Source organism: Sphingomonas aquatilis, from assembly GCF_014196115.1.
In the GTDB taxonomy this organism is placed as follows: domain Bacteria; phylum Pseudomonadota; class Alphaproteobacteria; order Sphingomonadales; family Sphingomonadaceae; genus Sphingomonas; species Sphingomonas aquatilis.
On the sequence record NZ_JACIDB010000003.1, the window covers coordinates 340,137 to 364,659 of the forward strand.

A 24,523-nucleotide genomic window follows, 5' to 3' on the forward strand; every position below is an offset into this window, starting at 1 on the left:
GTAGCGGGCGTGGTCGGGCTCTGTCCCGCCCGCCCGTGAGGCATTGACGAAAAGTTACGGACCCAAAACGGGTTTCGGGGGTTTGATGATCATGGCTGATCCGAACGAACCAGTGCATGTCACCGCAACCGAGGCCCGTGCGGGCGCGACTCCGGGAGTTGCCCGCTATGTGCTCGGCATTTCGCTGGTGCTCGTCATCGCCATATTCGCCTTTCTGATCTTGCGCTGACCGCAAGGCTTTTCGGCCGCACGACTGGTATTTGCCGGAAGAGACACCTATTTTCGCCAGACAGGCGGCGATGTTGTTCCCGGCTTCGAACGGATTTGCATGACCCAGCCCGCTACGCGTGATGACCAGTATGACGATGACGACGATGCGGTGGTCGAGCCGGTCGAACACGTTGCGCTGTCGGATCCCGAGTTCAAGAAACAGCTGGCGCAGGTCATCCCGCATCTGCGCGCCTTCGGTCGCTCGTTGTCGGGCAGCCGCGATCTCGCCGACGATCTTGTTCAGGAAACGCTGCTGAAGGCATGGGCGGCGCGTCAGCGCTTCCAGGCCGGTACGAATATGCGTGCCTGGACCTTCATCATCCTGCGCAATCTATATCTGTCGCAGATGCGGCGTGCGCGCTTCAAGGGCGAGTGGGACGATCTGGTCGCCGACCGCATTCTGGCGGCTCCGGCAAGCCAGGATCGTCACGTCGAACTGGGCGACATGCAGCGCGCCTTGCTCCACCTGCCGCAGCCGCAGCGCGAGGCGTTGATCCTCGTTGGCGCCGGCGGTTTCGCTTATGAAGAAGCCGCCGAAATCTGTCAGGTCGCGGTCGGCACCATCAAGAGCCGCGTCGCGCGTGGGCGTGTGGCGCTGGAAACGATCCTGAACGATGGCACGCTGCCGTCGCGCCGCGAGCACGAGCAGGACGTCAATAAGACGGCGCTCGATACGATCATGGGTGAAGTCGACGAGCTCAGCCGCGGGCGTTGAGGCACCCGCTGCTGGCGGGAATCAATGCGTCGCGCTATCGATCCGCTTCAATAGCACCGCGAAGTCATCGGGTATGCCGGGACTTCCGAATGCGCCGCGCAGGCTATGGCCGAGTGCGTCGGTCGAGCGCGGGCGACGGACGACATAGTCGCCCTGACGGCTTTTCTCGACGGGATGCGCATCGGCGTTCATAATCGTTCCAACGGCCGGATACGCGAATTGTTGCGTGCGAACGAAACCGGTCGTTCGCGAAGGATGTGACGCGATGCCCCCCGGTTCTGGCCCCGATTTTACCGACGCCATCCAGCGCGCGCGGTCACATGCGCCGTTCCTGTCGCTGCTACTTGATCGTGAGCCAGTGCTGGCGGAGCGACTGGCGGCGGGGCAGATCGAGCTGGGATTCACTAGCGCCGAGGCGGATATGCCAGTTGCACGGCAATTGCGATTGGATCGGAGAGCGCTGGCGCTGTCGGTAGCGATCGGCGATCTGGCCGGGGCGCTCGATCTCACCGCGGTCACACACGCCTTGACGGATTTCGCCGACGCAGCGCTCGATCGCGCGATCCGTGCCGCGATTGCGGAACGTACCCCGGGGGAGGAGCCGCGCGGCTTCGTCGCGATCGCGCTGGGCAAGCAGGGCAGTCGCGAGCTCAATTATTCGTCCGACATCGATCCGATCCTGCTGTTCGACCCCAGAACGCTGCCGCACCGGGCGCGTGAGGAACCGGAAGAGGCGGCGGTGCGGGTCGCCAAGCGTGTCGTCGAGTTGCTGCAGGCGCGCGACGGCGACGGCTATGTGCTGCGCGTCGATCTACGGCTACGGCCATCGCCCGAAGCGACGCCGATCGCGCTGCCGGTCGAAGGGGCGATCGGCTATTACGAAAGTCAGGCGCTGGCGTGGGAACGGGCGGCGTTCATCCGGGCCCGGGTAGCGGCTGGTGATAAGGCGCTCGGCAGCTATTTCCTCGACGCGATCCGACCGTTCGTGTGGCGGCGCGGTTTGGACTTTGGCGCGATCGGCGAAATCCGCGACCTGTCGCGGCGCATCCGCGACCATTATGCGAGCGGTCAACGCTTCGGCCCCGGCTACGACCTGAAGCGGGGGCGGGGCGGTATCCGCGAGGCGGAGTTTTTCGCGCAGATCCATCAACTGATCCATGGCGGGCGCGATCCTGCGCTGCGGGCACCGGCGACGCGCGATGGATTGGCGGCACTCGCCGGGGCCGGCTGGATCGGCGCGGACGAGGCTGCCGCGCTCGCCCAATCGTACACCTTGCTGCGCACGATCGAGCATCGCGTTCAGATGGTGGACGATCGGCAGACGCACACGCTGCCGACCGGCGAGGCGCTGGACGGGGTGGCGCGACTTCATGGGCTGGCGGACGGCGCAGACTTGGTCGAGCTGTTGCGCGAACCGGTGGCGACCGCCGGGCGTATTTATGATGCGCTCGACGACGGGCAGGCGGCGGGGCTGCCGCACGAGCCACAGGCGCTGGCCGATTGGCTCGAGACGGCGGGGTTCGCGGCAGACGGCGAGGGGGCGAGCAAGGCCGCCGCGCGGATCGCAGGGTGGCGGGCAGGGCGCTATCCCGCGCTGCGCAGCCCGGCGGCGCGTGCGGCGCTGGAGGCGGTGCTGCCGGTGCTGATGCCGGCGCTGGCCGGGGCGCCGGACCCCGCCGCGGCCCTGCTGCGGCTGGATGTCCTGTTCGAGCGGCTGTCGAGCGCGATCAACATCCTCCGCTTGCTGGAGGCGCGGCCGGGGCTGGCGACGTTGCTCGCGACGATCCTCAGCCATGCAGCGCCGCTCGCCGACGCTCTGGCGACACGGCCGGAACTGATCGACTGGTTGATCGACGCGAGCGCGTTCGAACCCCTGGGCAGCGTTGCCGAACTGGCCACCGAATTGGGGGCGGCGGACGAGGGCGATTATCAGGCGCTGCTGGATACCGTGCGGCGCTTGGTCGGCGAGAAGCGCTTTGCCGTGGGGGCGCAGATCGTCGCGGGGGCGGCGGACCCGCTCGACGCGGCGGGCGGTTATGCGCGGCTGGCAGAGGCGGCGATCGAGGTGCTGGCGGCGGGGACGGTCGCCGAATTCGCGCGGGCACATGGCCGGGTGCCGGACAGTGAATTGGTGATCCTTGCCTTCGGTCGCACGGGCGGTGGTGCGTTGACGCATGCCAGCGATCTCGATCTCGTCTATCTGTTCACCGGCGACTTTGCGGCGGAATCGGATGGCGCGAAGCCGTTGGGTGCGACGCTCTATTATAATCGGCTGGCGCAGCGGATCACGGCCGCGCTGTCGGTGCCGACGGCGGCGGGGCCGCTCTATCCGGTCGATACGCGGCTGCGGCCGTCGGGAACGCAAGGGCCGCTGGTGGTGTCGGTCGAGTCCTTCGCGCGCTATCAGCGGGAGGACGCCTGGACGTGGGAGCATATGGCGCTGACGCGGGCGCGGCCGGTGTTCGGATCGCCCGCGGCCCGTGCGGCCGTCACCGGGGTGATCGCCGAGGTGCTGGAGGGCGCGCGGCCCGAGCGGGATCTGCCCGCAGAGGCGGCGACGATGCGGGCCGATATGGCGCGGCACAAGCCGCCCGCCGGGCCGCTCGACGCGAAGCTACTGCCGGGAGGGCTCGTCGATCTGGAGTTCACCGTGCATCTGGCGCAGCTGCTGCATCGGAGCGGCTTCGACCCCGATCTGCGCGTCGCCATCCCAACGCTGACCGCAGCGGGGGCGTTGCCCGATGGGCTGTTGACCGCGCACGATCTGCTGACGCGGCTGCTCGTGACGCTGCGACTGGTCGCGCCGGATGCGCAGGAGCCGCCGCCCGCGACGCAAGCTTTGATCGCGCGGGCGTTGCGGCTGCCCGACTGGCCGGCGGTGCTTGCCGCCTTTGCAGCGACGCGGCAGGAGGTAGAGGCCGCATGGCGCGGCATGATAGGAGGATGTGATGGATGACGGCGCGCCGATCCCGGCGGTGAGCGTGACGACCCCCGATGGTCAGACGATCCGGCTGACCGATCTGCCGCTGCCGGCCGTCGTCTATTTCTACCCCAAGGACGACACCAGCGGCTGCACCCGCGAGGCGCAGGATTTCTCCGCGCTGGCCGAGGACTTCGCCGCCGCGGGCGCAAGTGTGATGGGGATCAGCAAGGATTCACCGGCCGCGCATACCAAGTTCATCGCCAAGCATGGCCTGATCGTGACCCTGGGCAGCGATGAGGACGGCAGCGTCTGCGAGGCCTTCGGCGTGTGGGGCGAGAAGAAGCTCTACGGCAAGACGTATATGGGAATCGAGCGCGCGACCTTCCTGTTCGGTGCTGACGGCACGCTGGTGCGCGCGTGGCGCAAGGTGAAGGTGCCGGGCCATGCTGCTGCCGTACTGGAGGCGGTGCGCGCGCTCTGACGGCGGGCCGGCGGCACCATCGGTGCCGTAGCGGGTTCCTGTTCGCGTCGCTTGCGCCTACAGGGAAGCCATCGTGACCCGTCAGACCTTGTCCACCGCGCCGGCCGTTGCCGGCGCCCCGTCCATCGTTGCCCCGGAACCTGCGGGCGCCCCGATCGGCTTCGTCGAGTTCGTCGCGCTGGTGGCGGCGCTGATGTCGCTGGCGGCGCTGGGTATCGACTCGATGCTCCCCGCGCTGCCGGCGATGGGGCGGTCGCTGGGCGTGGCGACCGAGAACCAGCGCCAGTTCATCATCACCGCCTTCATCCTGGGCTTCGGCATCGCGCAGCTGGCGCATGGGCCGCTGGCCGATCGCTATGGGCGGCGGGCGGTGCTGCTGTGGGCGATCGGGGGCTATGTGGTCGCCAATATCGCCTGCGCGGTCTCGGCGAGCTTCACGCTCCTGCTCGCGGCGCGCGTGTTCGGCGGTGCGATGGTCGCGGCGACGCGGGTGGCGACGGTGGCGATCGTGCGCGATTGCTATCACGGCCGGCCGATGGCGCGGGTGATGTCGATCGCGTTCATGGTGTTCATGGTCGTGCCGGTCATGGCCCCGGCGTTCGGGCAGACGGTGCTATTGTTCGCCAATTGGCGCGGCATCTTCTGGGTGGTCGCGGGGCTCAGCCTCGGCATCTGGATGTGGTTCTTTGTCCGGATGCCCGAGACACTGCGCCCCGAAGCGCGGCAGCCGCTGTCGGTGTCGCGGATCTGGGCGGGGTGGAAGCAGACGCTCGGCGACCGTTTGTCGTTGGGGTATACGCTGGCGTCGACGTCGCTGATGGGGGCGCTGTACGGCTACCTCAACTCGGTGCAGCAGATCATGTTCGATACGTTCGACCGGCCCAAGCTGCTCGCGGTGATGTTCGCCGTGACCGCGACGCTGATGGCGGGGGCGAACCTGACCAATGCGCGGCTGGTGATGCGGCTGGGCACGCGGCTGATCAGCCATAGTGCGGTGACGATGCTGGTGGTGCTGAGCGCGATCCACCTCGCCATCGCGCTCGCCGGATATGAGACGCTGGTCGGCTTCGTCGTGTTGCAGGCGCTGACCATGGGGTGCTTCGGCCTCGCCACGTCCAACTTCTCGTCGATGGCGATGGAGAATATGGGCGGGATCGCCGGCACCGCCTCCAGCGTGCAGGGGTTCACCAGCATCACCGTCGGCGCCGTGGTGGGCGTCGTCATCGGGCAGGCCTTCAACGGCACCACCGCGCCGCTGGCCGCGGGGTTCCTGATCTGCGGCCTGATGTCGCTGCTGGTCGTCGCGATCACCGAGCGGTTCCGCCTGTTCCGTCCCGCCTGACGGAACCCGGCCCGCATCCCCGCCGTTCGACCCGGGTAATCCAGGAGAGATACGATGGGTGGACATCAGGTGCAGAGCCACGGGTCGGGCGACGACGGCTATGACGAGGAAGGCTATGACGAGAGCCAGCGCGCCGAAATCCTGGAGGCGACGCGCAACGGCCCCAGCGACGGCCTGGTCCTGACCGATCTGAACCCGGACCTGGGCGATGACGATGTCGAGGACGAATCGATCGACGAGGTCGACATGGATTCCGAGGAGGTCGGCGAGACCGACGCCAGCGTGACCATGGACGAAGCCGACATGGACGAGGACGACGCGCAGGACGATTTCGACGCCGGCGCGACCGACAACGACACGCTGGACGACGCCGACGACGCCGCTCTGCGGCCCTGATCGTCCCCCCGTTCCATCATATGCTGACGGCGCTGCCTTCCGCCCGGAAGGTGGCGCCGTAGCCACGTCTGGCCCCGATCCTTTCGCACCTGCGTTAGTAGATTTGCCGGCGCCTTGATATTTCCGTCACAGCGAAATTGCGGCGCGACTAGGGCATATGCCTTGCAATTGCGCGCTTTCGTTCATCGGCTAGACAGGAACTGTGGCAAGTTTGTCACGTTTCCCGGCCGATCCGGTAAAAGCCGTCCCGCGCTGCAACAAAGCCGTAATCTCCGTGTTTGGAGGGGCCTGGGCAGCGAGTGGACACGGTCCCCGCCGCCCGAGTTGAGGCAATAAAGGTATTCACATCATGCGTAAGCTCGCCCTCGCGGCCGCCGTTGCGGCAGCGTCTTTTGCCGTCCCTGCCTTCGCGCAGGACATGTCGACCACCGCGACGACCGACGCGACCGCGCCGGCCCCCGTCGACGCGCAGGCCGACACCGCGCCCAAGGCTCCGGACGGCACGCGCGCTTTCGGTATCGAGCCCTATGTCGCCGTGATGGGCGGCTGGGAGCAGTTCGATCGTCAGACCGTCGCCGGCATCCCCGCGCAGCCCAAGGGCTATAACCTGGACGGCGCGCTGATCGAAGGCATCGTCGGCTTCAACGTGCCGCTGGGCCCCGTGTTCGTCGGCGCCGAGGGCGCGGTCGCCAAGGGCGTGTCGGGTGACATCGACTGGCAGTATGGCGCGTACGGCCGCTTCGGCTTCCGCGCCGGCGACAGCGGCCTGTTCTACGGTAAGGTCGGCTACCGCTGGAACAACTTCAACAACTTCGCACCGGGCGTGCAGGGCGACCTGAAGCGTGACTATCACGCGACCGTGTACGGCATCGGCACCGAAGTCGGCCCGAAGGACATCGGTCTGGGCGGTCTGACCGGCAATTCGGGCCTGCGCCTGCGTCTCGAAGTGTCGACCTTCGACAACGCGCACAGCTTCCGTCCGATGGGCGGCGTGGTCGCGCACTTCTAAGTGCATGACGCACCCGGCAACGGGTGACGACTGACACGCGAGGGGGCGGATCTGCTGCGGGCAGGTCCGCCCCCTTTGCATTGGGGCGGGGCGCGGGCGTCCCTATATCCGGGCGATGACCGGACGCGTGAAGCGCAAGGCGGGGTTGGCCGCCGCCGAGGCCCTGGCCGCCCGCACCACGGCGCCCGCGACGTGCGCGCTGTGCGAGCGGCCGCTGGGCGCAAAGGTGGAGTGGCACCATCTGGTCCCCAAATCCGAAGGCGGCCGCGTGACCGCGCCGGTCCATCCGATCTGCCACCGCACCATCCATGCGACCCTGCCCAACGCGCAGCTGGCCCGCGACTATGCCGAGCCCACCGTGCTGCGCGCGCATCCCGACATCGCGCGGTTTCTGGCGTGGATCGCCGACAAGCCCGCCGATTTCCAGGTGCCGGTGCGGCGGCGACGCTGAGCCGCGGACGGTTCGAAAAGTCACAAAAGTCACGCCGACGCACGTGTTTTACGGTTCGTGTTCGGGCGGCGGGTGCGGGCGGTAATCGTCGATGTCGATCAGGTCCGCCTCGACATCGGTGTCGGTGATCGCCTCCATCGCCGGTCCGAAGCCCATCGCGCGCACGGCGAGATGATGCGCCCGCAGGTTCGCCGCATCGCGTGAATCGAACAGCCCCGGATTGAGGTGCCGCAGCAGGAACATCAGCATCCGGTCCGACGGCCGGCAGATTTCGGCGGCGATGCGGCCTTCGCGCCAGACGACCTGCGGCGTACCGCTGATCGCGCGCTCCATCGCGACGCTGAGCAATCGGCCGCTGGCCCGCATCATCGCGGCATCCCACGCCTTGGCAAAGGCCGCGCCCTTCGGATGGTTGCGCAGGCGATAGGCGGAGCGCGGCGTGATGTCCGCCATCTCGGCCGCTTCGGTGACGCGGCCGGTGTTGGCCAGCGTGTTGAGGAAGATGCGCTGGCGTTCCGCGGTCCAGCCGTCGTGGCGACGGCGCAGCTCGACGGTCAGGCGATCCTCGACGATCTCGCGCGGCGCGCGGGGCGGGGGTTTGCGCTTGGGCCGGCGATAGGACGGTGGGTCGAAGGCGTTGTCGTCCGCATGCGAGCGCGGGATGGGGCCGGGATCGTCGTCGGGGAAGGATGACATACACGATGCTCCTGTTCGAGGAGCCGATCCAGCTACGCGCGATCGGGCGTGTAGGACAGGGGGCGTCGTGGGACGCAGGAAAAGCCGCCATCGGTCAGCGGCTTGGCCGGGCGGCGGGCGCGGTGCGATCCAACAGGCCATGCCGGACTGCCGCGGCGCAGCCCCGGTGCGCGCGATCAGGGGGCGAGCAGGTTGGCGACGGCGGCGACGTCGGCGGCATTGGCGCTGGTGGCCGTCGCATCGGTGGCGGCGCCGTTGCCGGCGGGCGCCGATCCGGCGACGTCATAGGCGAACCACAGGACGCCGCCCGCCCAGAGCAGCGCCGCCCAGCGGCTGCGGAAGAGGCGCGGGTTGGGGAGCATCGCACCAGTCTGGCCCGGCCCGTGTTGCCGGACGGTTGCGGGGGAGGGTTAATCGCCGTCCTTGACGACGGACAGGCATCGTGATGGTCTACCATCACATCGATAAGGAGACGTCAGGATGCCACGCAAGCGTGCCTTCTCCGCCCCGGCCGGCGCCGCCTTTGACGCGCCGCTGTCCGACCTCAACATCACGCCGCTGATCGACGTGATGCTGGTGTTGCTGGTGATGATGATCCTGACGTTGCCGACGGTGCTGCACAAAGTGCCGATCGACCTGCCGCAGGGCAAGGCACCGCCGTCCGAAACCGTGACGCACCCGCTGGTGCTGGCGCGCGACGGCACGGTGACGCTGGATGGCGTGGGCCTGAGCGACGCCGGCATGCCCGCGCGGTTCAAGGCCCTGGACGCCGACCCCAAGGCGCTGCTGGTGATGCGCACCGACCCGGAGGCGCGCTACGCCCGGTTCGACGCGGTGCTCGCCGAGGTGAAGCGCGCGGGGATCACGCGGCTGGGGTTCGCGGGGAATGAGGCGATGGTGGAGTGAGGGCGCGGGTCTTACATTGCAGCTGCGGATGAGGTATCCTTCTAGCATGGCATCCGTGGTCGATCAGCGCGACAAACTCGACGCCGAACCGGTCGCGACCGAGTCCGGGTACGACGCGTGGAAGCGCGCCAAGATCGAGCGGGGGCTGGAGCAGAGCCGCGATCGCGCTGCGATGATCCCGGTGGATCAGGTGCTGCGAAACCTCTCGCTTGAGGGTTAACTTCACGCCGCAAGCGCAGGATGACCTTCAGGCGATCCGCGACTGGATCGCTGAAGACGATCGCGCCGCAGCGGATCGAGTGGTCAGCCGGATCGCGCAGACGGCGATGATGTTCGGGCAGTTTCCGTTTCTAGGTCGTGTCGGTCAGGTGGACGGAACGCGGGAGTTTTCGGTCGTCGGCCTGCCCTATCTGATCGTGTACGCCATCGCCTCGGAAAGCGAGATCGATGTGCTGACCGTGCTGCATACGCGGCGGCGGTATCCGCCGCTGGCTTAGCGTGATTAGAGTCGGCGACGAATGAAGAGGTAAGCGCAGGTTAGGGCGGCGTTACGCCTACTTTACGTGCCTGTTGCAAAATGCTCCGATCTTCATGTCCTCTAAGCACGTTTGTATTAAGTGCCGCTTTGATATCAGGCGATAAGTATTCTTCGCGCGTTAAGCTGCAATTGACTTATGCCGCTTTGCTCTATTTCTTTCTACTAATTTTGGCAGAGTGAATACATATGTGAGAAAAGCCTCGGCAAACTTTTGCATTGCAGCAACATCATCATGCGTCTCTGGTGTTTCATCATGAACCGCATCATTGCCTTCCAAGCGAATTTCGTGAGCCCACTCGCCCATGGCCGGTGTTAGATGACCAGCAGTGACAAGTAGTTCGATTCGCTTGAAAAGCGTTGCTGTCCGTGCTTCGGGGCTGATTAATTTCGTTGCTACGTCTAACGACTTTCTAAACATGGCTCCGGCAGCATCCCATCGTTGAGCTGCCTGATTTTCCATGGCCTGCTGATAATAGTGCTCAACGTTTTCAGGAACATCGGCAAGCGTATAGGATGCGATGCTCGGCCATGTAGCCAATATTTTAAAACGGGTGCCCGGATAATGACTCACATATTGAGTCACATCCGGGTGTGCAGACGAACCAATATCAAGTGATAAAATTAGTAGCCCGTTGGCGCATACGCGGCAAACGCTAACAATATTTGCGTGGGCCCCACTAATCGTTGATGGCCACTGGCCAAGCATTCTGAATCCAGCAAGCTTGGTATTGCAGTGCGGACAGTCGTGCTGAAGCTCAGTGGACATCTTGATTCACTCCGCCGCCACACCAGCCCGCGAGAACATGTCGCCGCCGTCCAGCAGCCCCAGATCCTCGTTCGCCGGCTTGACCGCCTTGGCCTTCTGGCGCTTGTCGAAGCTGTCCCAGACGTCGTTCCACTGGCCCTTGGTCGCGGCCTTCGAATATTCGGTCGCGCGGGTTTCGAAGAAGTTGGCGTGCTCGACGCCGTTGAGCAGCGGGGCGAGCCAGGGCAGGGGGTGTTCGTCGATCATGTAGATCGGCTTCAGGCCGAGCTGGCCCAGGCGCCAGTCCGCGATGTAGCGGATGTACTTCTTGATCTCCTTGGGCGTCATGCCGTTGACCGGGCCCATTTCGAACGCGAGGTCGATGAAATTGTCCTCGAGCCGGATCGTAGTCTGGCAGACGTCGGCGATATCGTCCTTCACCGCCTTGGTCAGGCACTGACGTTCCTTCACGAAGGTGTGGAACATCTTGATGATGCCTTCGCAGTGCAGGGACTCGTCGCGCACCGACCAGCTGACGATCTGGCCCATGCCCTTCATCTTGTTGAAGCGCGGGAAGTTCATCAGCATCGCGAAGCTGGCGAACAGCTGCACGCCTTCGGTGAAGCCGCCGAACATGGCGAGCGTGCGGGCGATGTCCTCGTCGCTGTCGACGCCGAAGTTCTGCATGTAATCATGCTTTTCCTTCATCTCGGCATATTCGAGGAAGGCGCCGTACTCGCTCTCGGGCATGCCGATCGTGTCGAGCAGGTGGCTGTAGGCGGCGATGTGGACCGTCTCCATGTTGCTGAACGCGGTCAGCATCATCTTGATCTCGGTCGGCTTGAACACGCGGCCGTATTTCTCGTGGTAGCAATCCTGCACCTCGACGTCCGCCTGCGTGAAGAAGCGGAAGATCTGCGTCAGCAGGTTGCGCTCGTGATCGGTCAGCTTCTGCGCCCAGTCGCGGCAATCCTCACCCAACGGCACCTCTTCGGGGAGCCAGTGGAGCTGCTGCTGACGCTTCCAGAATTCGAACGCCCAGGGGTATTCGAACGGCTTGTACTGCTTGGAGGCTTGGAGGAGGGACATGGGGTTACTCCGGGATAAGCGATTAGAAATAATGGAAAGTGTGAAGGTAGAAAAGGCAGACAAGGAGGGTCACGATCGGCGCGGTAATGACCGCGCGGCGACCGCGGGCATTGATCTGCGCGACGGTGAGATGTCGGGGTAGCAGGCCAGGGCCGGGGCCTGAGAACAGTCCACCGAGCGGGGCATTTGCCCACGGGTTCTGGTCAAGCCGGCTCCAGCGATAGCCGTCGATCGTTTTGGCGACGCCGATCGTGACGATGAACGGCAGCATGAACAGGGCGCTCATCCGTGCGCGCTCCATTGCCACATTGCATAGGCTGAAAAGCCGAGGACGATGCCGCCGGCGACCATCATGATGCCGGCCATGCGATAGACGTAGACGCGCGCCGGGCCCTGGGGCGTGCGCAGCTGGAGCAGCAGCCACAGGCCGGCGAGGCCTAGCACCGCGGCGACGGCGAACATGATGAGGCTCTCGCGCGGCATCAGTGCTGCGCCTCCGATGCATCCATTTGGAACACGGGTCGTTTCACCGCCGAACCCAAGCCAGGAGACGCATGATGCACGATCACAGCAACATCAAGGAACATATGAAGGTCATCGGCGCGGACGGCGTCCACGTCGGCACCGTCGACCATGTCGAAGGCGAGCGCATCAAGCTCACCAAGAACGACAGCCCCAGCACCGAAGACGGGCAGGGCGCCAAGCACCATTACCTGCCGGCCGGCCTGGTCGCCGAGATCGAAGGCGACACGGTGCGCCTGTCGGCCACCGCGCAGAACGCCCAGGACATGTTCGAAGAGGCGTGATGGGCCGTCTCCCTCTCCCGGCGGGAGAGGGAGGGAGCCGCCGTCAGGCGGCGGAAGGGTGAGGGTGGTGCCGCTCATGCGGTGCCGCCCTTTTTCTTTGGTGCGACACCCTCATCCTTCCGCGGCTTCGCCGCTCCTTCCTTCTCCCGGAGGGAGAAGGAGATGTGTTCGATCACGCCGTCGAGATTGGTCATCACGTCCGTGTTCGAGACGCGGATCGTTCTGTAGCCTTCACGGGCCATGAAACCTGCGCGGGACGCGTCTGAGCCTTCCGCGCCGGCGTGGGTGTCGCCGTCGACCTCGATGACCAGCTTTTCGGAAAAGCACAGCATGTCGGCGTAGAAAGGTCCCAGCGGCGCCTGGTGGCGCCATTTCAGATGCGGATAGGCGTTGCGGAGCGCGCGGAGCAGGTGGCGTTCGGGCTCGGGGGCATTGCGGCGTAGGTTTCGGGCGCGTTGGACGGTGCCGGACGGTGCGTCTTCGTATCGCATGTCACCCTCACCCTTCCGCGCCCTGACGGGCGCTCCCTCCCTCTCCCAGGGGGAGAGGGAATTGGCGGCACCTCACCCCTCTCCCCCCGGGAGAGGGAGGGGCCCGCCCGCGTCAGCGGGTGGGAGGGTGAGGGCAGCCCTTCGCCGGCTACCCCACGCCGTCAGACATCGTCGGCTCATGCCGACGCTGCTGCCCGCCGTGGCGAGTCTTCGAATGGCTTACGCCATCCGAAGCCGCCCACACCTCACTGACACGCCAGGCACTCGTCATAGTCCGTCGTCTCGCCGATCTCGAACTTCGGCGCGGCGATGGTGTTGTCCGCTTCCACGCCGCCCGATCCAGCGAAGCCCGCGCGCTGCACGCTCTTCGAGCGCAGATAGTAGAGCGACTTGATGCCGAGCTCCCAGGCGCGGAAGTGGAGCATCAGGAGGTCCCACTTCTCGACGTCCGCCGGGATGAACAGGTTCAGCGACTGCGCCTGATCGATATAGGGCGTGCGGTCGCCGGCGAGTTCGAGCAGCCAGCGCTGGTCGATTTCGAAGCTGGTCTTGTAGCAGTCCTTCTCTTCCACCGACAGGAAGTCGAGGTGCTGGACCGAACCGCCGTGTTCGAGGATCGAATTCCACACCGCGTCGCTGTTCTTGGATTTCTCCTTGAGCAGCTTTTCCAGATACGGGTTCTTGACCGAGAAGCTGCCCGACAGCGTCTTGTGCGTGTAGATGTTCGCCGGGATCGGCTCGATGCAGGCGCTGGTGCCGCCGCAGATGATGCTGATCGACGCGGTCGGCGCGATCGCCATCTTGCAGCTGAACCGCTCCATCACGCCGACGTCGGCGGCGTCGGGGCAAGGCCCGCGCTCGGCGGCGAGCGTCATCGACGCCTGGTTCACCTGCGCGCTGATGTGCTTGAAGATGCGCAGGTTCCAGCTCTTCGCCATCGCGCCTTCGAACGGCAGGCCGCGCGCCTGGAGGAAGGAGTGGAAACCCATGACGCCGAGGCCGACCGAGCGTTCGCGTGCGGCGCTATAGGCGGCGCGTTCCATGCCCGGTTCGTGGCGGTCGATGTAATCCTGCAGCACGTTGTCGAGGAAGCGCATCACGTCTTCGATGAAGACCTTGTCGTCCTTCCACTCGTCCCACGTTTCGAGGTTGAGCGACGACAGGCAGCACACCGCGGTGCGATCGTTGCCGAGATGGTCGCGGCCGGTCGGCAGCGTGATTTCCGAGCACAGGTTCGACGTCGAGACCTTGAGGCCCAGGTCGCGGTGATGCTTGGGCATCGCCTTGTTCACGTGATCAGCGAAGACGATGTACGGCTCACCCGTCTGCAGGCGGGTTTCGACCAGCTTCTGGAACAGCGAGCGCGCGTCGAGCGTCGCGCGGACGGTGCCGTCCTTGGGGCTGAGCAGATTCCATTCGCGGCCGTCGCGCACCGCTTCCATGAAGGCGTCGGTCAGCAGCACGCCGTGGTGTAGGTTCAGCGCCTTGCGGTTGAAGTCGCCGCTGGGTTTGCGGATTTCGAGGAATTCCTCGATCTCCGGATGGCTGACGTCGAGGTAGCAGGCGGCCGAACCGCGGCGCAGCGACCCTTGCGAAATCGCGAGCGTCAGGCTGTCCATCACGCGGACGAAGGGGATGATGCCGCTGGTCTTGCCGTTGAGGCCGACGGGTTCGCCGATGCCGCGCACGCTGCCCCAATAGGTGCCGATGCCGCCGCCGCGCGATGCGAGCCAGACGTTCTCGTTCCAGGTGTCGACGATGCCGTTCAGACTGTCGGGCACCGAATTGAGGTAGCAGCTGATCGGCAGGCCGCGCCCCGTGCCGCCGTTCGACAGCACCGGCGTCGCGGGCATGAACCACAAGCGGCTGATATAGTCATACAGGCGCTGCGCGTGCGCGGCATCGTCGGCATAGGCCGAGGCGACGCGGACGAAGAGGTCCTGATAGCTTTCGCCCGGCAGCAGGTAGCGATCGTTCAGCGTTTCCTTGCCGAAATCGGTCAGCAGCGCGTCGCGGCTATGGTCGACCTCGACGGGATAGGGGCGGGCGTGGATCGCCTTGCTGCCGCCATTCGCCTCTGCGGCGGGCGCCTCGGCGGCGACGGTGGCGTCGATCGTATCGGTCATGGCCTCACCCTGCGTGTCCCTGAAATCCATCGATTACCGTCCCTTGTTCCATACATGTTCGACTCGGGGCGACATGCACAGCATATCACCCGGGCGCCCCGATGGTGAGAACAAAAAGGGGTCGCGGTTCACGGCCGCATTGTGCCCCATGGCGAATCCGGCACGGGATGCCGCCATCGATCTCTACCAGCGATTGGGTTCACCCCCGAACGCAACCCCCACAAATTGTGGCAAAGCGTCGCCGCGGGCAAGAGGCTTAATGACGCGGCAGCCGTGGGGTTCCGGTGCGAACGGGGCGCGGCGGGCCGGTCGAGGGGCCGCGACGCGTGGACTTCCGCGGCTTCCGGAAAGTGCAAGCGGCGAGTGGCGGCATGAAAATTTTTTTAGCGGCCGAAGAGGCCAATTCGGACGCGATTCAACCCATGTCGTCCCGTCCGCCAAACATGAACGAAAGTTTCGTTGCGGCGGCCCGGGATACCGTCGAAGCCGCGGCGATGCGCCGTCGTTCGTCCCTCGCCCTCGTCCTCTCCGCCCTGACGCTCGCCGGCTGTGCGTCGCGACCGGTGGCGGGGGTCGATATGCTAAGCCTGCTGGCCAAGGCGCGTGCGCACCAGACCCCGGCGCAGCAGCGCGCGGCGATGGTCGCCGACATCCGTGCCGACATTCGCAGCAACGATCCGGCGGCGGACACGCCGGCCCTGGCGCGCGCGCTAGCGGCGATCGGCACGATCCCGCGCGAGGACTTCGTCGACGCCAGGGGACGCGCGGCGGCCTATGTCGACCTGCCGCAGGACATCGGCCACGGCCAGACGATCTCCGATCCCTATGTCGTCGCGGTGATGACCGCGGCGCTGGACCTGCCTGCGGATCGCAGCGCCCATGTGCTCGATATCGGCACGGGATCGGGCTACCAGGCGGCGGTGCTCGCGACGGTCGCGGCGCGCGTCGCCTCGGTCGAGATCGTCGCGCCGCTCGCCCGCACGGCGGCCGCGCGCCTGCGCCGGATGGGCTATGCCACCGTCACCGTGCGGGCCGGCGACGGCTTCCTCGGCTGGCCGGAGCAGGCGCCCTTCGACGGGATCGTCGTCGCCGCCAGCGCCACCGCGGTGCCGCAACCGCTGGTCGATCAACTGAAGGTCGGCGGCCGCATCGTCATGCCCATCGGCCCGTCCGACACGAGCACGCAATTGTTGCGCATGACCAAGCGCGCTGACGGTACGCTGGATCGCTGCCGGCTGGGCCCGGCGCTGTTCGTCCCCTTCACCGGCGGCCGCGTTCCCCCGTTCGCGCTCCGCGCGCTGACCGACCGGTCGATCCCGCTGTGCTTCCGCGCGCCGATCGTGGGGGTGGTCTGAGGGGGGCGTCGTCGGTTTGCGCTGACCCCGCCGTCCGTCAAATGACGGTTGCGACCTTACCGCCGCAAGCCGTTGGCGCGGTAGAAGGCGGTCAGCGCTGCGGTGGACGCGATCTGTATCTTGGGCAGGGTGATGCCGTCGAACAGGGTGCGGTAGCGGGTCCGGTTGGCTCGGGTGGCGATGGCGATGTGCCGGATCATGTCCCATTTTACGCTGTCGCGACCGCCTTCCAGCCCGCCGCGGCGGTCGCGCTCGAACCAGCAGCGTCGGATGTATCGATACAGGCTGGTCGTCGTCGGAACGTCGAGCAGGATGACGCCGGTCGCCCGTTGCAGGCGTTGCGGGAGCAGCCGCGAGTAATTGCCGTCCATCACCCAGCGGTCGCCGGCGATCGCGGCATCATGGAGCGCCGCGAACTCGGCTGGCGGTCGTGGCACCCAATCGGTGTGCGGGAGATGGTGGAGCTGATCGAGGTGGACCACCTGCATGTCGCGGGCCTTCGCAATCGCCTGCGCGAGCGTCGACTTGCCGCTGTTCGACGGCCCCATGATGCAGATGCGTGTGCCCAGCTCGGTCAGCGTCATGGCGCAGCATAGCTCCTCGCGGAATGTACTATGCCTGCGGGTGGGGCTTCACAATGGATGATGGAGGGGGATCGGGACTTAACGCTCCGCGTCGTTGATGCTGCCCGGCATGGCATCATGCGCCCGCACCGCGGCGCCGATGCGCTGGTCGATGCAGGCGAGCAGGGCGGTACTGGTCCGCGGCCGCTGCGCGACGCAGGTGCGGGCGGCGGGGCAGGCCTGCGCGTCGATGAGCGCGTCGCCGCTGGAGACGGTGATGCGGCAGGCCTTCAGCACGCCGCCGTCGAGGTCGAGCGACAGGCGCAGGCGCGAGAGGTGGCGGCCGGTGACCTCTATGTCCGGTTGCGGCGGCGCGGCGGGCGCGGTGGCGAGCTGGGCGAGGAGGAGGGCGAGCAGCACCGGCGCGCCCGTGTCAGCGGCGGCCCTTCAGCGCGCGCATCGCGCGGACCGAGCTGTCGACGGCGGGGGGCGCTACCGGCGCCGGCGTGGGCAGCGGGCTGTTCCAGGGGCGCTCGCGGAACCACTTGGTGATGATGTACTTGGTGCCGGCGATCACCGGCTTGCCCTGATGGACCGTGTAAGGGTTGGGCTTGCCTTCGGCGTCGATGTTGTTCCAGCACAACATGGTGCCCATTTCGGGCACGAAATCGTGGTCGAGATGGTGGAAATAGGTCTCGCCGCCCGCCTCTGGTTCGTTGAGATAGATCATCGCGGTCCAGGTGCGCTGGCCGCAGCGCCGCAAGTGGGAGGTGTCTTCGGGATCGGTCGATTTGAAATAATCGGCGTGGCTGCGGAATTCCTGGCCGACGGCATAGCGCTGACCCTGCACGCTCTCGCCAAATTGCGGACCGACGCCGAGAAACAGCGAGATGCGCAGGTCGAGCAACTGGATGAGCGGTTCGTCGACATCGAACGCGCATGTTTCGCTGGTGCGCATCTGCGACACGCCATCGGCGACGCGCGACCGCTGGCGGTTGGCATCGATCATCGTACACATCAGCGCGCATTCGTCCGCGTTGAGGAAGCCGCGCGCCATGACGAGGTCGATGTAGGGATTGTGCAGTTCGACCCCGCCCGCGAAGCGCATGGCGTGGATGGCGGCTTCGTCGAGACCGAGCGTGGTGATGTCGATCGGCGCGTGCATGCTCATCGAGGGCGGTTCCTGCCACCCGGTCGGCGGAATGCCGGCGGGTGCGGACCGGGTTAGCGGGTGATGGTAAATGCGCGTTTAACGCCGGGAGGGCGTGAGGGCGGCGGCGCTGGGTGCGACTGTGGCGCGCGCGGCCGGGGTGACGTCGGGTCAGCCGTGGCGCAGGCGGTTCGGTAGAGTGCTGAGCCGGTCGAGGTCGATGCGTTCGTTGAAGGCAATGCCGGCGCGGCCGTCATGCGCCCAGGCGATGCGCGCGGCGACCATCATGTCCTCCGCCACTTCGAGCATCACGTCGACGCCCACCGCTTCGCCATCGATAGTGATGCCGTCGATCAGCGCGCCGCTGCTCGACATGTTGCGGATGCGCACGTCGCCCTGCTTGCGGCCGATTTCGATCCGGGCGGAGCGCAGCATGCGCGTGCGCGGCGCGCGACTGATGCGGCGGCCGACGGGGTGGGCGGGTGCGGCTTCGCCGAGCTGCGCCATGACGTCGGCGGCGGGCACGCCGCGGCCATAGACATAGCCCTGGATGTGGCTGCAGCCCAGATCGCGGACCAGATCGATCTCGTCCTGGATCTCGACGCCCTCCGCGGTCGTCTCCATGCCCAGCGTCTCGGCGAGCGAGACGATCGCGCGGATGATCGCGGCGTTGCGGTTGCCCGGCGCGGCGGCGCCGCGCACGAAGCTCTGGTCGATCTTGATCTTGTCGAACGGCGCGGTGCGCAGATAGCCGAGACTGGAATAGCCGGTGCCGAAATCGTCCAAAGCCAGGCGGACGCCGATCGCCTTCAGCGCCTTGAACATCGCATCGGTCGAGCCCGAGCCGGCGAGGAACACGCCTTCGGTGATCTCCAATTCCAGGCGGCGCGCGGGCAGGCCGCTATGCGCGAGCGCGGAGGTGACGAGCGCGGGGAAGGCGGGATTGCCGAACTGGATCGGCGAAACGTTGACCGCGACGCGCACGTCCCCCGGCCAGCGCGCGGCATCGGCGCAGGCGGTGCGCAACACCCATTCGCCCAAGGGCTCGATCAGTCCGCATTCCTCGGCAACCGGGATGAAATCGGCCGGCGAGATCGGCCCGCGGACCGGATGGTGCCAACGGATCAGCGCTTCATAGCCGACGATCTTGGCGTCCTTGGTCGACACGACGGGCTGATAGTGGAGGACGAAGCCGCCCTCGGTCAGCGCGAGGCGCATGTCGTCTTCGAGCGCCTTGCGGCTCTTCGCGCCGGCCAGCATGTCGTCGGAATAGAAACGGTGGACGCCGCGCCCGTCCGCCTTGGCGGCATAGAGCGCGAGGTCGGCGTTGCGGATCAGCGCCTCGGCATCCTTGCCGTCCTGCGGCGCGATCGCGATGCCGATCGAACAGCCGATCGTCACCGACGTGGCGGCGACGAAATAGGGCTGCGACAGGCCGGCGATGAGATCGCGCGCGAGAAGCGCGAGCGCGTCGCGGCGGTCGTTGCCGGGCAGCAGGACCTGGAATTCGTCGCCGCCGAGGCGCCCGACGAGGCCGGCATCGCCGACGATCCGTTGCAGGCGCTGCGCGACCTGTTTGAGCAGCTCGTCGCCCGCCTGATGGCCCAAGGTGTCGTTGACCGCCTTGAACCGGTCGAGGTCCATCAGGAACAGCGCGGCGGGGCTGTGCGTGATCGCCTGCTGCTGCAGCGTCTTGTCGAGGCTGTGGCGCATGCGCTGACGGTTGGCGAGGCCGGTCAGGCTGTCGAACAGGGCGAGGCGCGTGATCTCGGCATCCGAACGCCGCTTTTCGGTGAGGTCGCTGCCCGAACCGATGAAGCCGCCGAAGCGGCCGAGATCGTCGATCATCGGCCGGCCGGACATCGACCACCAGCGTTCGGCAACCTCCGGCGCGTCGCCCGCGCCGCAGATCATGTAATCGGCAAAGGCGGTACGCGACGACAGATGGAAGGCGAGCGTGCGCTCGGTCCCGATCGCGGCGCCATCCATGCGGAAGACGTCGGTGAGGAACTGGCCGATCGGATGCGGCTGGCCGTTCTGGACCAGATCGTCGGCGACCTTGCGCGACAGATAGGTCAGCCGGCCCTGCCGGTCGCTTTCCCAGAACCAGCCGGTGCCGTGATCTTCGAATTCGGCGATCATCTTGAGCGCGAGGCGGCCGTTGCCGCTGTCGATCATGTGATCATAAGCGGTGCGCGCATCGATCCGGGCGAGGCGCACGATCACAAAGCCGAAGGCGATGACGAAGGGGAGCGCGGCGAGCGTGGCGAGGATATGACCCGCCGCGGCCGGCATCAGCGAAAAGCCGACCGCCAGCGACAGCGTGGCGATGCGGATCGGCTGGAGCGCGAGGGCGACCAGCGCGATCGTCGCCGCGATGCTGACCCAGCAGACGATGGCAAACGACCCGGGCGGCAGATCGGCGGCGAGCACGGCGAGCGCGCCACCGATGGAGAGCGCGGCGACCCCGGTGACGCGCACGCGCTGGAACACCGGCCAGCGATCGCTATGCTGCCCGAACGCGGCGAACCACAGCACGCTGGCGCTTGCGATCATCAGCAGGATGGCGATGACGAAGGGCAGGGAGAGGCCCGTCGCATGGGCGCCGACGCCCAGCAGCACGGACATTGCGGCGAGCGACGCACAGGCCAGCGGCCACAGCGTCGCGACCATGCCGAGCCGCTGCCCGAGCGACACGACGACATAGTCCGGGCTGTCGTAGCGCACGCCCAGAATCGTCATCGCCGACGCGTCCGGTCCCCGCATATCGAGAGGTTGAGGTCGGGTCATGCGATTCATACGACCCGAATACCCCCCCGATCCTTGATAAATCCCTGCAAAGGGGCCCGAAGCGGCCGTATCGCGGCGATGCTTGGCGGGGGCGCAGCCGGGGGGTAAAGGCTGTTTCCCGAAGGAGCTTTCGCCCGTGACTAGCCTGCCCGTGACCATCCGCGCCGCCGACCTGATCGACAGCGTCGCCGACGCCCTGCAATTCATCAGTTACTATCACCCGATGGATTACATCCGCGCTCTGGGCGACGCCTATGACGCCGAACAGAGCCCGGCCGCCAAGGATGCGATCGCGCAGATCCTGACCAACAGCCGCATGTGCGCCGAGGGGCATCGCCCGATCTGCCAGGACACCGGCATCGTCAACGTCTTCGTCAAATGGGGCATGGACTGCCGTCTGGACGACAACAGCCGATCGATGCAGGAGGTGATCGACGAGGGCGTGCGCCGGGCGTACCTGCATCCTGAAAACAAGCTGCGCGCCAGCGTGCTCGCCGACCCCGCCTTCACCCGCCGCAACACCCGCGACAACACGCCGTGCGTGCTGCATGTCGAGATGGTGCCGGGCGCGACCGTTTCGGTCGATGTCGCGGCCAAGGGCGGCGGCAGTGAGAACAAGTCGAAGTTCAAGATGATGAACCCCAGCGATTCGATCGTCGACTGGGTGATCGAGATGCTGCCGCAGATGGGCGCGGGCTGGTGCCCGCCGGGGATGCTGGGCATCGGCATCGGCGGCACTGCGGAGCATTGCGTGCTGCTCGCCAAGCAGGCGCTGATGGAGCCGATCGACATGGGGCCGTTGAAGGCGCGCGGGCCGAAGAACGATATCGAGGCGCTGCGCATCGAGATTTTCGACAAGGTCAATGCGCTGGGCATCGGCGCGCAGGGGCTGGGTGGCCTGTCGACCATCCTCGACGTCAAGATCAAGGACGCGCCCTGCCATGCGGCGGGCAAGCCGGTGGCGATGATCCCGAATTGCGCCGCGACCCGCCATGCGCATTTCACGCTCAATGGCAGCGGCCCGGCTTATCTGGAGGCGCCGAAGCTCAGCGAATGGCCCGACGTCAACTGGACGCCCGACAAGGCCGCGATCCGCGTCGACCTCGACACGCTGACGCCGGAGGTGGTGCAGTCGTGGAAGCAGGGCGACCGGCTGCTGCTCAACGGCAAAATGCTGACGGGCCGCGACGCCGCGCACAAGCGCATTGCCGACATGCTGGCGAAGGGCGAGGAGCTTCCGGTCGAGTTCAAAGGCCGCGTGATCTATTACGTCGGCCCGGTCGATCCGGTCGGTGAGGAAGTGGTCGGCCCCGCCGGCCCCACCACTGCCACCCGCATGGACAAGTTCATGCGCATGATGCTGGATCAAGGCCTGCTCGCCTGCGTCGGCAAGGCGGAGCGCGGCCCCGCCGCGACCGATGCGATCCGCGAGGCGAAGAGCGCCTATCTGATGGCGGTCGGCGGCGCCGCCTATCTGGTGGCGCGTGCGATCAAGGGCAGCAAGGTCGTCGGGTTCGAGGACCTGGGGATGGAAGCGATCTACGAATTCGAGGTCAGCGACTTCCCCGTCACCGTTGCGGTGGATAGCGAGGGCAACAACGTCCACCAGCTCGCGCCGCTGGTGTGGCGCGAGAAGATCGCGAAGGAAGGGCTGCTGACGCCGGCGTGAGGCAGACGCCGGCGTCACACGGCTGAGGCCGCTGCTTCTGGGCTTGTGCGGTTCCGGCGCGCCACTTCACGTTCGTTATTGCTTCGCTGCGCTCGCAATGACGGATGAGGAGATGTCACCCCGCCTGATCGTCGTCCTGCTGCCAGCGGACCGCCCAGCTCGCTTGGGCGGCTGGGGTGGCGTTGAGGATGGTGAAGAGCAGGAATAGCGTCTGCGCTGCCCCCTGCATCAGCGCAGGCTTGGGCCAGTCCAAGGCGAGGCCGGCCATCAGCGCGAACAGCGCGAGCATCGTCGTGATCGCGAAGACGGCGAAGGTCGACAGATAGGCGCGGGCGCGAACCGCGCGGTCCCATTCGTCGGCCTTTTCGACACCGCCATACGGTTTCAGCGGGCCGACGATCTTGACGATCATGCCGACCATGAAGCCCAGCATCTCGATGCCATAGCCGGCGAGCGCGAGCGGCGTCTGCATGCCGCGGGTGAGCGACAGGGCGATGCCGGCGAAGGCCAGGACCAGCGCGATCGTTGCGGGCCAGCGCAAGGGGCGGCGGCGGGGCGGGTGCTGCGACAGCGCCGGAATGCCGGTCCAGCCGACGAGCGCGTCGAGGCGCTGAAGGGTCGTTTTGTCGGTCACAGCGGCTCATCCTCCGGGTCGGGCATCGGCACCATGAATTCGGCGAAGAGGACGGGGAGCGTCAGCATGGTCATCACCGTGGCATAGCCGATCGCGCCCCATTGGCTGGTAGTCACCGGCATCGGCCAGCCGAGACGGCTGGCGAGCATCAGCCAGATGAACAGCATGCTGACGGCGAGGATGTCGATCAGATAGGCGCGGCGCATCGCGTCCGACAGCGCGGTACGTTCGAACTCGTCGAAGGTCGCAAAACCGGCCGGACTCACCCACGCCTCGCGCGTGAAAGGGGACTGGAGCGAGGTGATGAGCAGCAGCATGCTCATCGGCATGACGTTCGGCAGCGTGGTGCCGCGATCATAGGCGCCGACCATCGCGAGGACGGGAATCGTGAGGACGAACAGGAGGCCAGCGCTCATGCCCCAGCGAACCCAGTATCGACGCGGACGCTGCTTGATCTCATTCGCCTGCCATTTGCGGATGTCGTAGCCGTCGCGGTAGCTCATGCGGCGTCCTCGGAATCGGGAAACGGGATCGCCCATTCGGCGAACAGGGTGGGCAGGTTGGAGGCGGTGGCGACAAGCGCGAGGCCCCAGACCGCCCAGTCGCCCCAGCGGTGCGGCATCGGCCAGCCGTAGGACGTGGCGAGTGCGCACCAGCCGAACGCGCCGGCACCGAGCAATGTGACGATCCAATAGGCGCGCTGTGTCGCGCGCATCAGGGCCGCGCGTTCGAACTCATCGTACGAGTCTTGCATCCAGCCTCCCTTGGCGAAGGGTGAGCGGCCCGAGCCCATGTTCATGATGCCGATGACGACGAACCATCCGATTGGCAGGCCGGTTCTTTGGTCGCCCGGCACCCAGAACTGGACGAGAGCTAGGCCAAGGCTGACGACCACGGCGGCCATCAGCCACCATCGCAAAGAACAACGCCGATAGGGCCGGCCACCGGCAAACTCCGGCGGCATCTCGCCCGGCGCATAACGCCCCGTCCAGCGGCGACTGTCATAGCCCATCAGGCGTCTCCGGCCCGGCGCAGCGCGTCGGTGAGCGAGGGGAAGGGGGCGAGCGAGAAGATCAGCTCGACCGGCACGTCAAAATAGGCGGCGATCTTCAGACCCAATTCCAGGCTGGGGTTGTAGTCGCCGCGTTCGAGATAGCCGATCGTCTGCGGATTGACGCCGACCGCCTCCGCCAGCTCGCGTCGCGACACGTTGCGGTCGTTCCGAAACAGGGCGATGCGGTTGTGCATGCGTCCATTCTGCACGATCTGTTGTGTTTACACAACGGTTCGTTCTGGCGCCGCTATGGAACGTAACAATGCCCCATATTTACCCGGCGGAAACCGAGGCGGCTTAGTATTTGATACTACGTCGAATCTG

At 66.4% G+C, this 24,523-nt stretch carries 31 protein-coding genes; 14 read left to right on the plus strand and 17 right to left on the minus strand.

Annotated elements, in window-relative coordinates; genetic code table 11:
* Positions 1-91: 91 nt before the first annotated feature.
* The gene (locus tag GGR47_RS10185) at positions 92-229 is read left to right on the plus strand and encodes a hypothetical protein (protein ID WP_024310409.1); all 138 of its coding nucleotides are present in this window, start codon (positions 92-94) and stop codon (positions 227-229) included.
* Positions 230-328: 99 nt separating this feature from the next.
* Positions 329-985 (plus strand): sigma-70 family RNA polymerase sigma factor, encoded by a 657-nt coding sequence (locus GGR47_RS10190; RefSeq protein ID WP_017979558.1) that lies wholly within the window; start codon positions 329-331, stop codon positions 983-985.
* A gap of 21 nt (positions 986-1,006) precedes the next feature.
* Here GGR47_RS10190 and GGR47_RS10195 read toward each other — a convergent pair whose 3' ends face one another.
* Positions 1,007-1,177 carry a hypothetical protein gene (locus GGR47_RS10195; protein ID WP_167509764.1) on the minus strand — a complete coding sequence of 57 codons (171 nt, stop codon included), beginning with the start codon at positions 1,175-1,177 and terminating at the stop codon, positions 1,007-1,009.
* 73 nt (positions 1,178-1,250) lie between these two features.
* Here GGR47_RS10195 and GGR47_RS10200 point away from each other — a divergent pair, with 73 nt between their 5' ends.
* The 6 genes from GGR47_RS10200 (at position 1,251) to GGR47_RS10225 (ending at position 7,587) form a co-directional block, all read left to right on the plus strand.
* A complete protein-coding gene (locus GGR47_RS10200) occupies positions 1,251-3,941 on the plus strand; it encodes a bifunctional [glutamine synthetase] adenylyltransferase/[glutamine synthetase]-adenylyl-L-tyrosine phosphorylase (RefSeq protein WP_183949535.1) in 2,691 nt (896 codons plus the stop codon).
* Entirely contained in the window at positions 3,934-4,389 is a 456-nt protein-coding gene (locus GGR47_RS10205) for a peroxiredoxin (protein ID WP_147036229.1), read from the plus strand. The genes GGR47_RS10200 and GGR47_RS10205 overlap by 8 nt, the downstream gene beginning before the upstream one ends.
* A 73-nt stretch (positions 4,390-4,462) precedes the next feature.
* A complete protein-coding gene (locus tag GGR47_RS10210) occupies positions 4,463-5,731 on the plus strand; it encodes a multidrug effflux MFS transporter (protein WP_043060723.1) in 1,269 nt (422 codons plus the stop codon).
* Between the two features lie 54 nt (positions 5,732-5,785).
* Complete coding sequence (locus tag GGR47_RS10215; protein WP_147036228.1) at positions 5,786-6,127, plus strand: DNA primase; 342 nt, start codon at positions 5,786-5,788, stop codon at positions 6,125-6,127.
* A gap of 349 nt (positions 6,128-6,476) precedes the next feature.
* A complete protein-coding gene (locus GGR47_RS10220) occupies positions 6,477-7,136 on the plus strand; it encodes a hypothetical protein (protein WP_017979552.1) in 660 nt (219 codons plus the stop codon).
* A 115-nt stretch (positions 7,137-7,251) separates the two neighbouring features.
* Positions 7,252-7,587: an HNH endonuclease gene (locus GGR47_RS10225; protein ID WP_244305068.1), complete on the plus strand. Its 336-nt coding sequence runs from the start codon at positions 7,252-7,254 to the stop codon at positions 7,585-7,587.
* Between the two features lie 48 nt (positions 7,588-7,635).
* Here the strand turns inward: GGR47_RS10225 and GGR47_RS19135 are convergent, their stop codons facing one another.
* On the minus strand, positions 7,636-8,283 hold the full coding sequence (locus GGR47_RS19135; RefSeq protein WP_244305066.1) for a hypothetical protein: 648 nt from the start codon (positions 8,281-8,283) through the stop codon (positions 7,636-7,638).
* A gap of 176 nt (positions 8,284-8,459) precedes the next feature.
* Positions 8,460-8,645 carry a hypothetical protein gene (locus GGR47_RS10235; protein WP_147036227.1) on the minus strand — a complete coding sequence of 62 codons (186 nt, stop codon included), beginning with the start codon at positions 8,643-8,645 and terminating at the stop codon, positions 8,460-8,462.
* Between the two features lie 118 nt (positions 8,646-8,763).
* Here GGR47_RS10235 and GGR47_RS10240 point away from each other — a divergent pair, with 118 nt between their 5' ends.
* From GGR47_RS10240 to GGR47_RS10250, 3 genes are read left to right on the plus strand one after another with little or no spacing between them, the layout of a single operon-like run.
* On the plus strand, positions 8,764-9,189 hold the full coding sequence (locus GGR47_RS10240; RefSeq protein WP_147036226.1) for an ExbD/TolR family protein: 426 nt from the start codon (positions 8,764-8,766) through the stop codon (positions 9,187-9,189).
* 46 nt (positions 9,190-9,235) lie between these two features.
* Positions 9,236-9,409, plus strand: a complete 174-nt coding sequence (locus GGR47_RS10245; protein WP_167509744.1) for a hypothetical protein — start codon at positions 9,236-9,238, stop codon at positions 9,407-9,409.
* Positions 9,399-9,686 (plus strand): type II toxin-antitoxin system RelE/ParE family toxin, encoded by a 288-nt coding sequence (locus GGR47_RS10250; RefSeq protein ID WP_147036225.1) that lies wholly within the window; start codon positions 9,399-9,401, stop codon positions 9,684-9,686. The genes GGR47_RS10245 and GGR47_RS10250 overlap by 11 nt, the downstream gene beginning before the upstream one ends.
* Positions 9,687-9,845: 159 nt before the next feature.
* Here the strand turns inward: GGR47_RS10250 and GGR47_RS10255 are convergent, their stop codons facing one another.
* The 4 genes from GGR47_RS10255 to GGR47_RS10270 are packed head-to-tail and all read right to left on the minus strand — an operon-like array spanning position 9,846 to position 12,044.
* On the minus strand, positions 9,846-10,493 hold the full coding sequence (locus GGR47_RS10255) for a DUF4145 domain-containing protein (protein WP_147036224.1): 648 nt from the start codon (positions 10,491-10,493) through the stop codon (positions 9,846-9,848).
* A gap of 6 nt (positions 10,494-10,499) precedes the next feature.
* A complete protein-coding gene (locus tag GGR47_RS10260) occupies positions 10,500-11,561 on the minus strand; it encodes a ribonucleotide-diphosphate reductase subunit beta (protein WP_017979546.1) in 1,062 nt (353 codons plus the stop codon).
* A gap of 22 nt (positions 11,562-11,583) precedes the next feature.
* On the minus strand, positions 11,584-11,847 hold the full coding sequence (locus GGR47_RS10265; RefSeq protein WP_147036223.1) for a hypothetical protein: 264 nt from the start codon (positions 11,845-11,847) through the stop codon (positions 11,584-11,586).
* A complete protein-coding gene (locus tag GGR47_RS10270) occupies positions 11,844-12,044 on the minus strand; it encodes a hypothetical protein (protein ID WP_147036222.1) in 201 nt (66 codons plus the stop codon). Before GGR47_RS10270 ends, GGR47_RS10265 begins: the two co-directional genes overlap by 4 nt.
* Positions 12,045-12,118: 74 nt before the next feature.
* Between GGR47_RS10270 and GGR47_RS10275 the strand changes: the two genes are divergently transcribed.
* Positions 12,119-12,367 carry a DUF2171 domain-containing protein gene (locus tag GGR47_RS10275; RefSeq protein WP_043060737.1) on the plus strand — a complete coding sequence of 83 codons (249 nt, stop codon included), beginning with the start codon at positions 12,119-12,121 and terminating at the stop codon, positions 12,365-12,367.
* Between the two features lie 74 nt (positions 12,368-12,441).
* On the opposite strand, the gene GGR47_RS10280 is transcribed toward GGR47_RS10275, so the two are convergent.
* The gene (locus GGR47_RS10280) at positions 12,442-12,858 is read right to left on the minus strand and encodes an endonuclease domain-containing protein (protein ID WP_147036221.1); all 417 of its coding nucleotides are present in this window, start codon (positions 12,856-12,858) and stop codon (positions 12,442-12,444) included.
* 245 nt (positions 12,859-13,103) lie between these two features.
* On the minus strand, positions 13,104-15,014 hold the full coding sequence (locus tag GGR47_RS10285; RefSeq protein ID WP_017979541.1) for a ribonucleoside-diphosphate reductase subunit alpha: 1,911 nt from the start codon (positions 15,012-15,014) through the stop codon (positions 13,104-13,106).
* Positions 15,015-15,406: 392 nt separating this feature from the next.
* Between GGR47_RS10285 and GGR47_RS10290 the strand changes: the two genes are divergently transcribed.
* Positions 15,407-16,339, plus strand: a complete 933-nt coding sequence (locus GGR47_RS10290; RefSeq protein ID WP_246342993.1) for a protein-L-isoaspartate(D-aspartate) O-methyltransferase — start codon at positions 15,407-15,409, stop codon at positions 16,337-16,339.
* A gap of 56 nt (positions 16,340-16,395) precedes the next feature.
* Here the strand turns inward: GGR47_RS10290 and GGR47_RS10295 are convergent, their stop codons facing one another.
* From GGR47_RS10295 to GGR47_RS10310, 4 genes are all read right to left on the minus strand, one after another.
* The gene (locus GGR47_RS10295; protein WP_147036219.1) at positions 16,396-16,923 is read right to left on the minus strand and encodes a P-loop NTPase family protein; all 528 of its coding nucleotides are present in this window, start codon (positions 16,921-16,923) and stop codon (positions 16,396-16,398) included.
* A gap of 78 nt (positions 16,924-17,001) precedes the next feature.
* A complete protein-coding gene (locus GGR47_RS10300; RefSeq protein WP_147036218.1) occupies positions 17,002-17,322 on the minus strand; it encodes a hypothetical protein in 321 nt (106 codons plus the stop codon).
* A 13-nt stretch (positions 17,323-17,335) separates the two neighbouring features.
* On the minus strand, positions 17,336-18,073 hold the full coding sequence (locus GGR47_RS10305) for a prolyl hydroxylase family protein (protein ID WP_063685765.1): 738 nt from the start codon (positions 18,071-18,073) through the stop codon (positions 17,336-17,338).
* Positions 18,074-18,223: 150 nt separating this feature from the next.
* Entirely contained in the window at positions 18,224-20,818 is a 2,595-nt protein-coding gene (locus GGR47_RS10310) for a putative bifunctional diguanylate cyclase/phosphodiesterase (RefSeq protein WP_147036231.1), read from the minus strand.
* Positions 20,819-20,978: 160 nt separating this feature from the next.
* Between GGR47_RS10310 and GGR47_RS10315 the strand changes: the two genes are divergently transcribed.
* A complete protein-coding gene (locus GGR47_RS10315; RefSeq protein ID WP_371859737.1) occupies positions 20,979-22,511 on the plus strand; it encodes a fumarate hydratase in 1,533 nt (510 codons plus the stop codon).
* 115 nt (positions 22,512-22,626) lie between these two features.
* Here the strand turns inward: GGR47_RS10315 and GGR47_RS10320 are convergent, their stop codons facing one another.
* The 4 genes from GGR47_RS10320 to GGR47_RS10335 are packed head-to-tail and all read right to left on the minus strand — an operon-like array spanning position 22,627 to position 24,393.
* Positions 22,627-23,145 (minus strand): hypothetical protein, encoded by a 519-nt coding sequence (locus tag GGR47_RS10320; RefSeq protein WP_147036217.1) that lies wholly within the window; start codon positions 23,143-23,145, stop codon positions 22,627-22,629.
* A complete protein-coding gene (locus GGR47_RS10325; RefSeq protein ID WP_147036216.1) occupies positions 23,142-23,648 on the minus strand; it encodes a hypothetical protein in 507 nt (168 codons plus the stop codon). The genes GGR47_RS10320 and GGR47_RS10325 overlap by 4 nt, the downstream gene beginning before the upstream one ends.
* Positions 23,645-24,157: a hypothetical protein gene (locus GGR47_RS10330; protein ID WP_147036215.1), complete on the minus strand. Its 513-nt coding sequence runs from the start codon at positions 24,155-24,157 to the stop codon at positions 23,645-23,647. The genes GGR47_RS10325 and GGR47_RS10330 overlap by 4 nt, the downstream gene beginning before the upstream one ends.
* On the minus strand, positions 24,157-24,393 hold the full coding sequence (locus GGR47_RS10335; RefSeq protein WP_167509743.1) for a helix-turn-helix transcriptional regulator: 237 nt from the start codon (positions 24,391-24,393) through the stop codon (positions 24,157-24,159). Before GGR47_RS10335 ends, GGR47_RS10330 begins: the two co-directional genes overlap by 1 nt.
* Between the last annotated feature and the right edge of the window lie 130 nt (positions 24,394-24,523).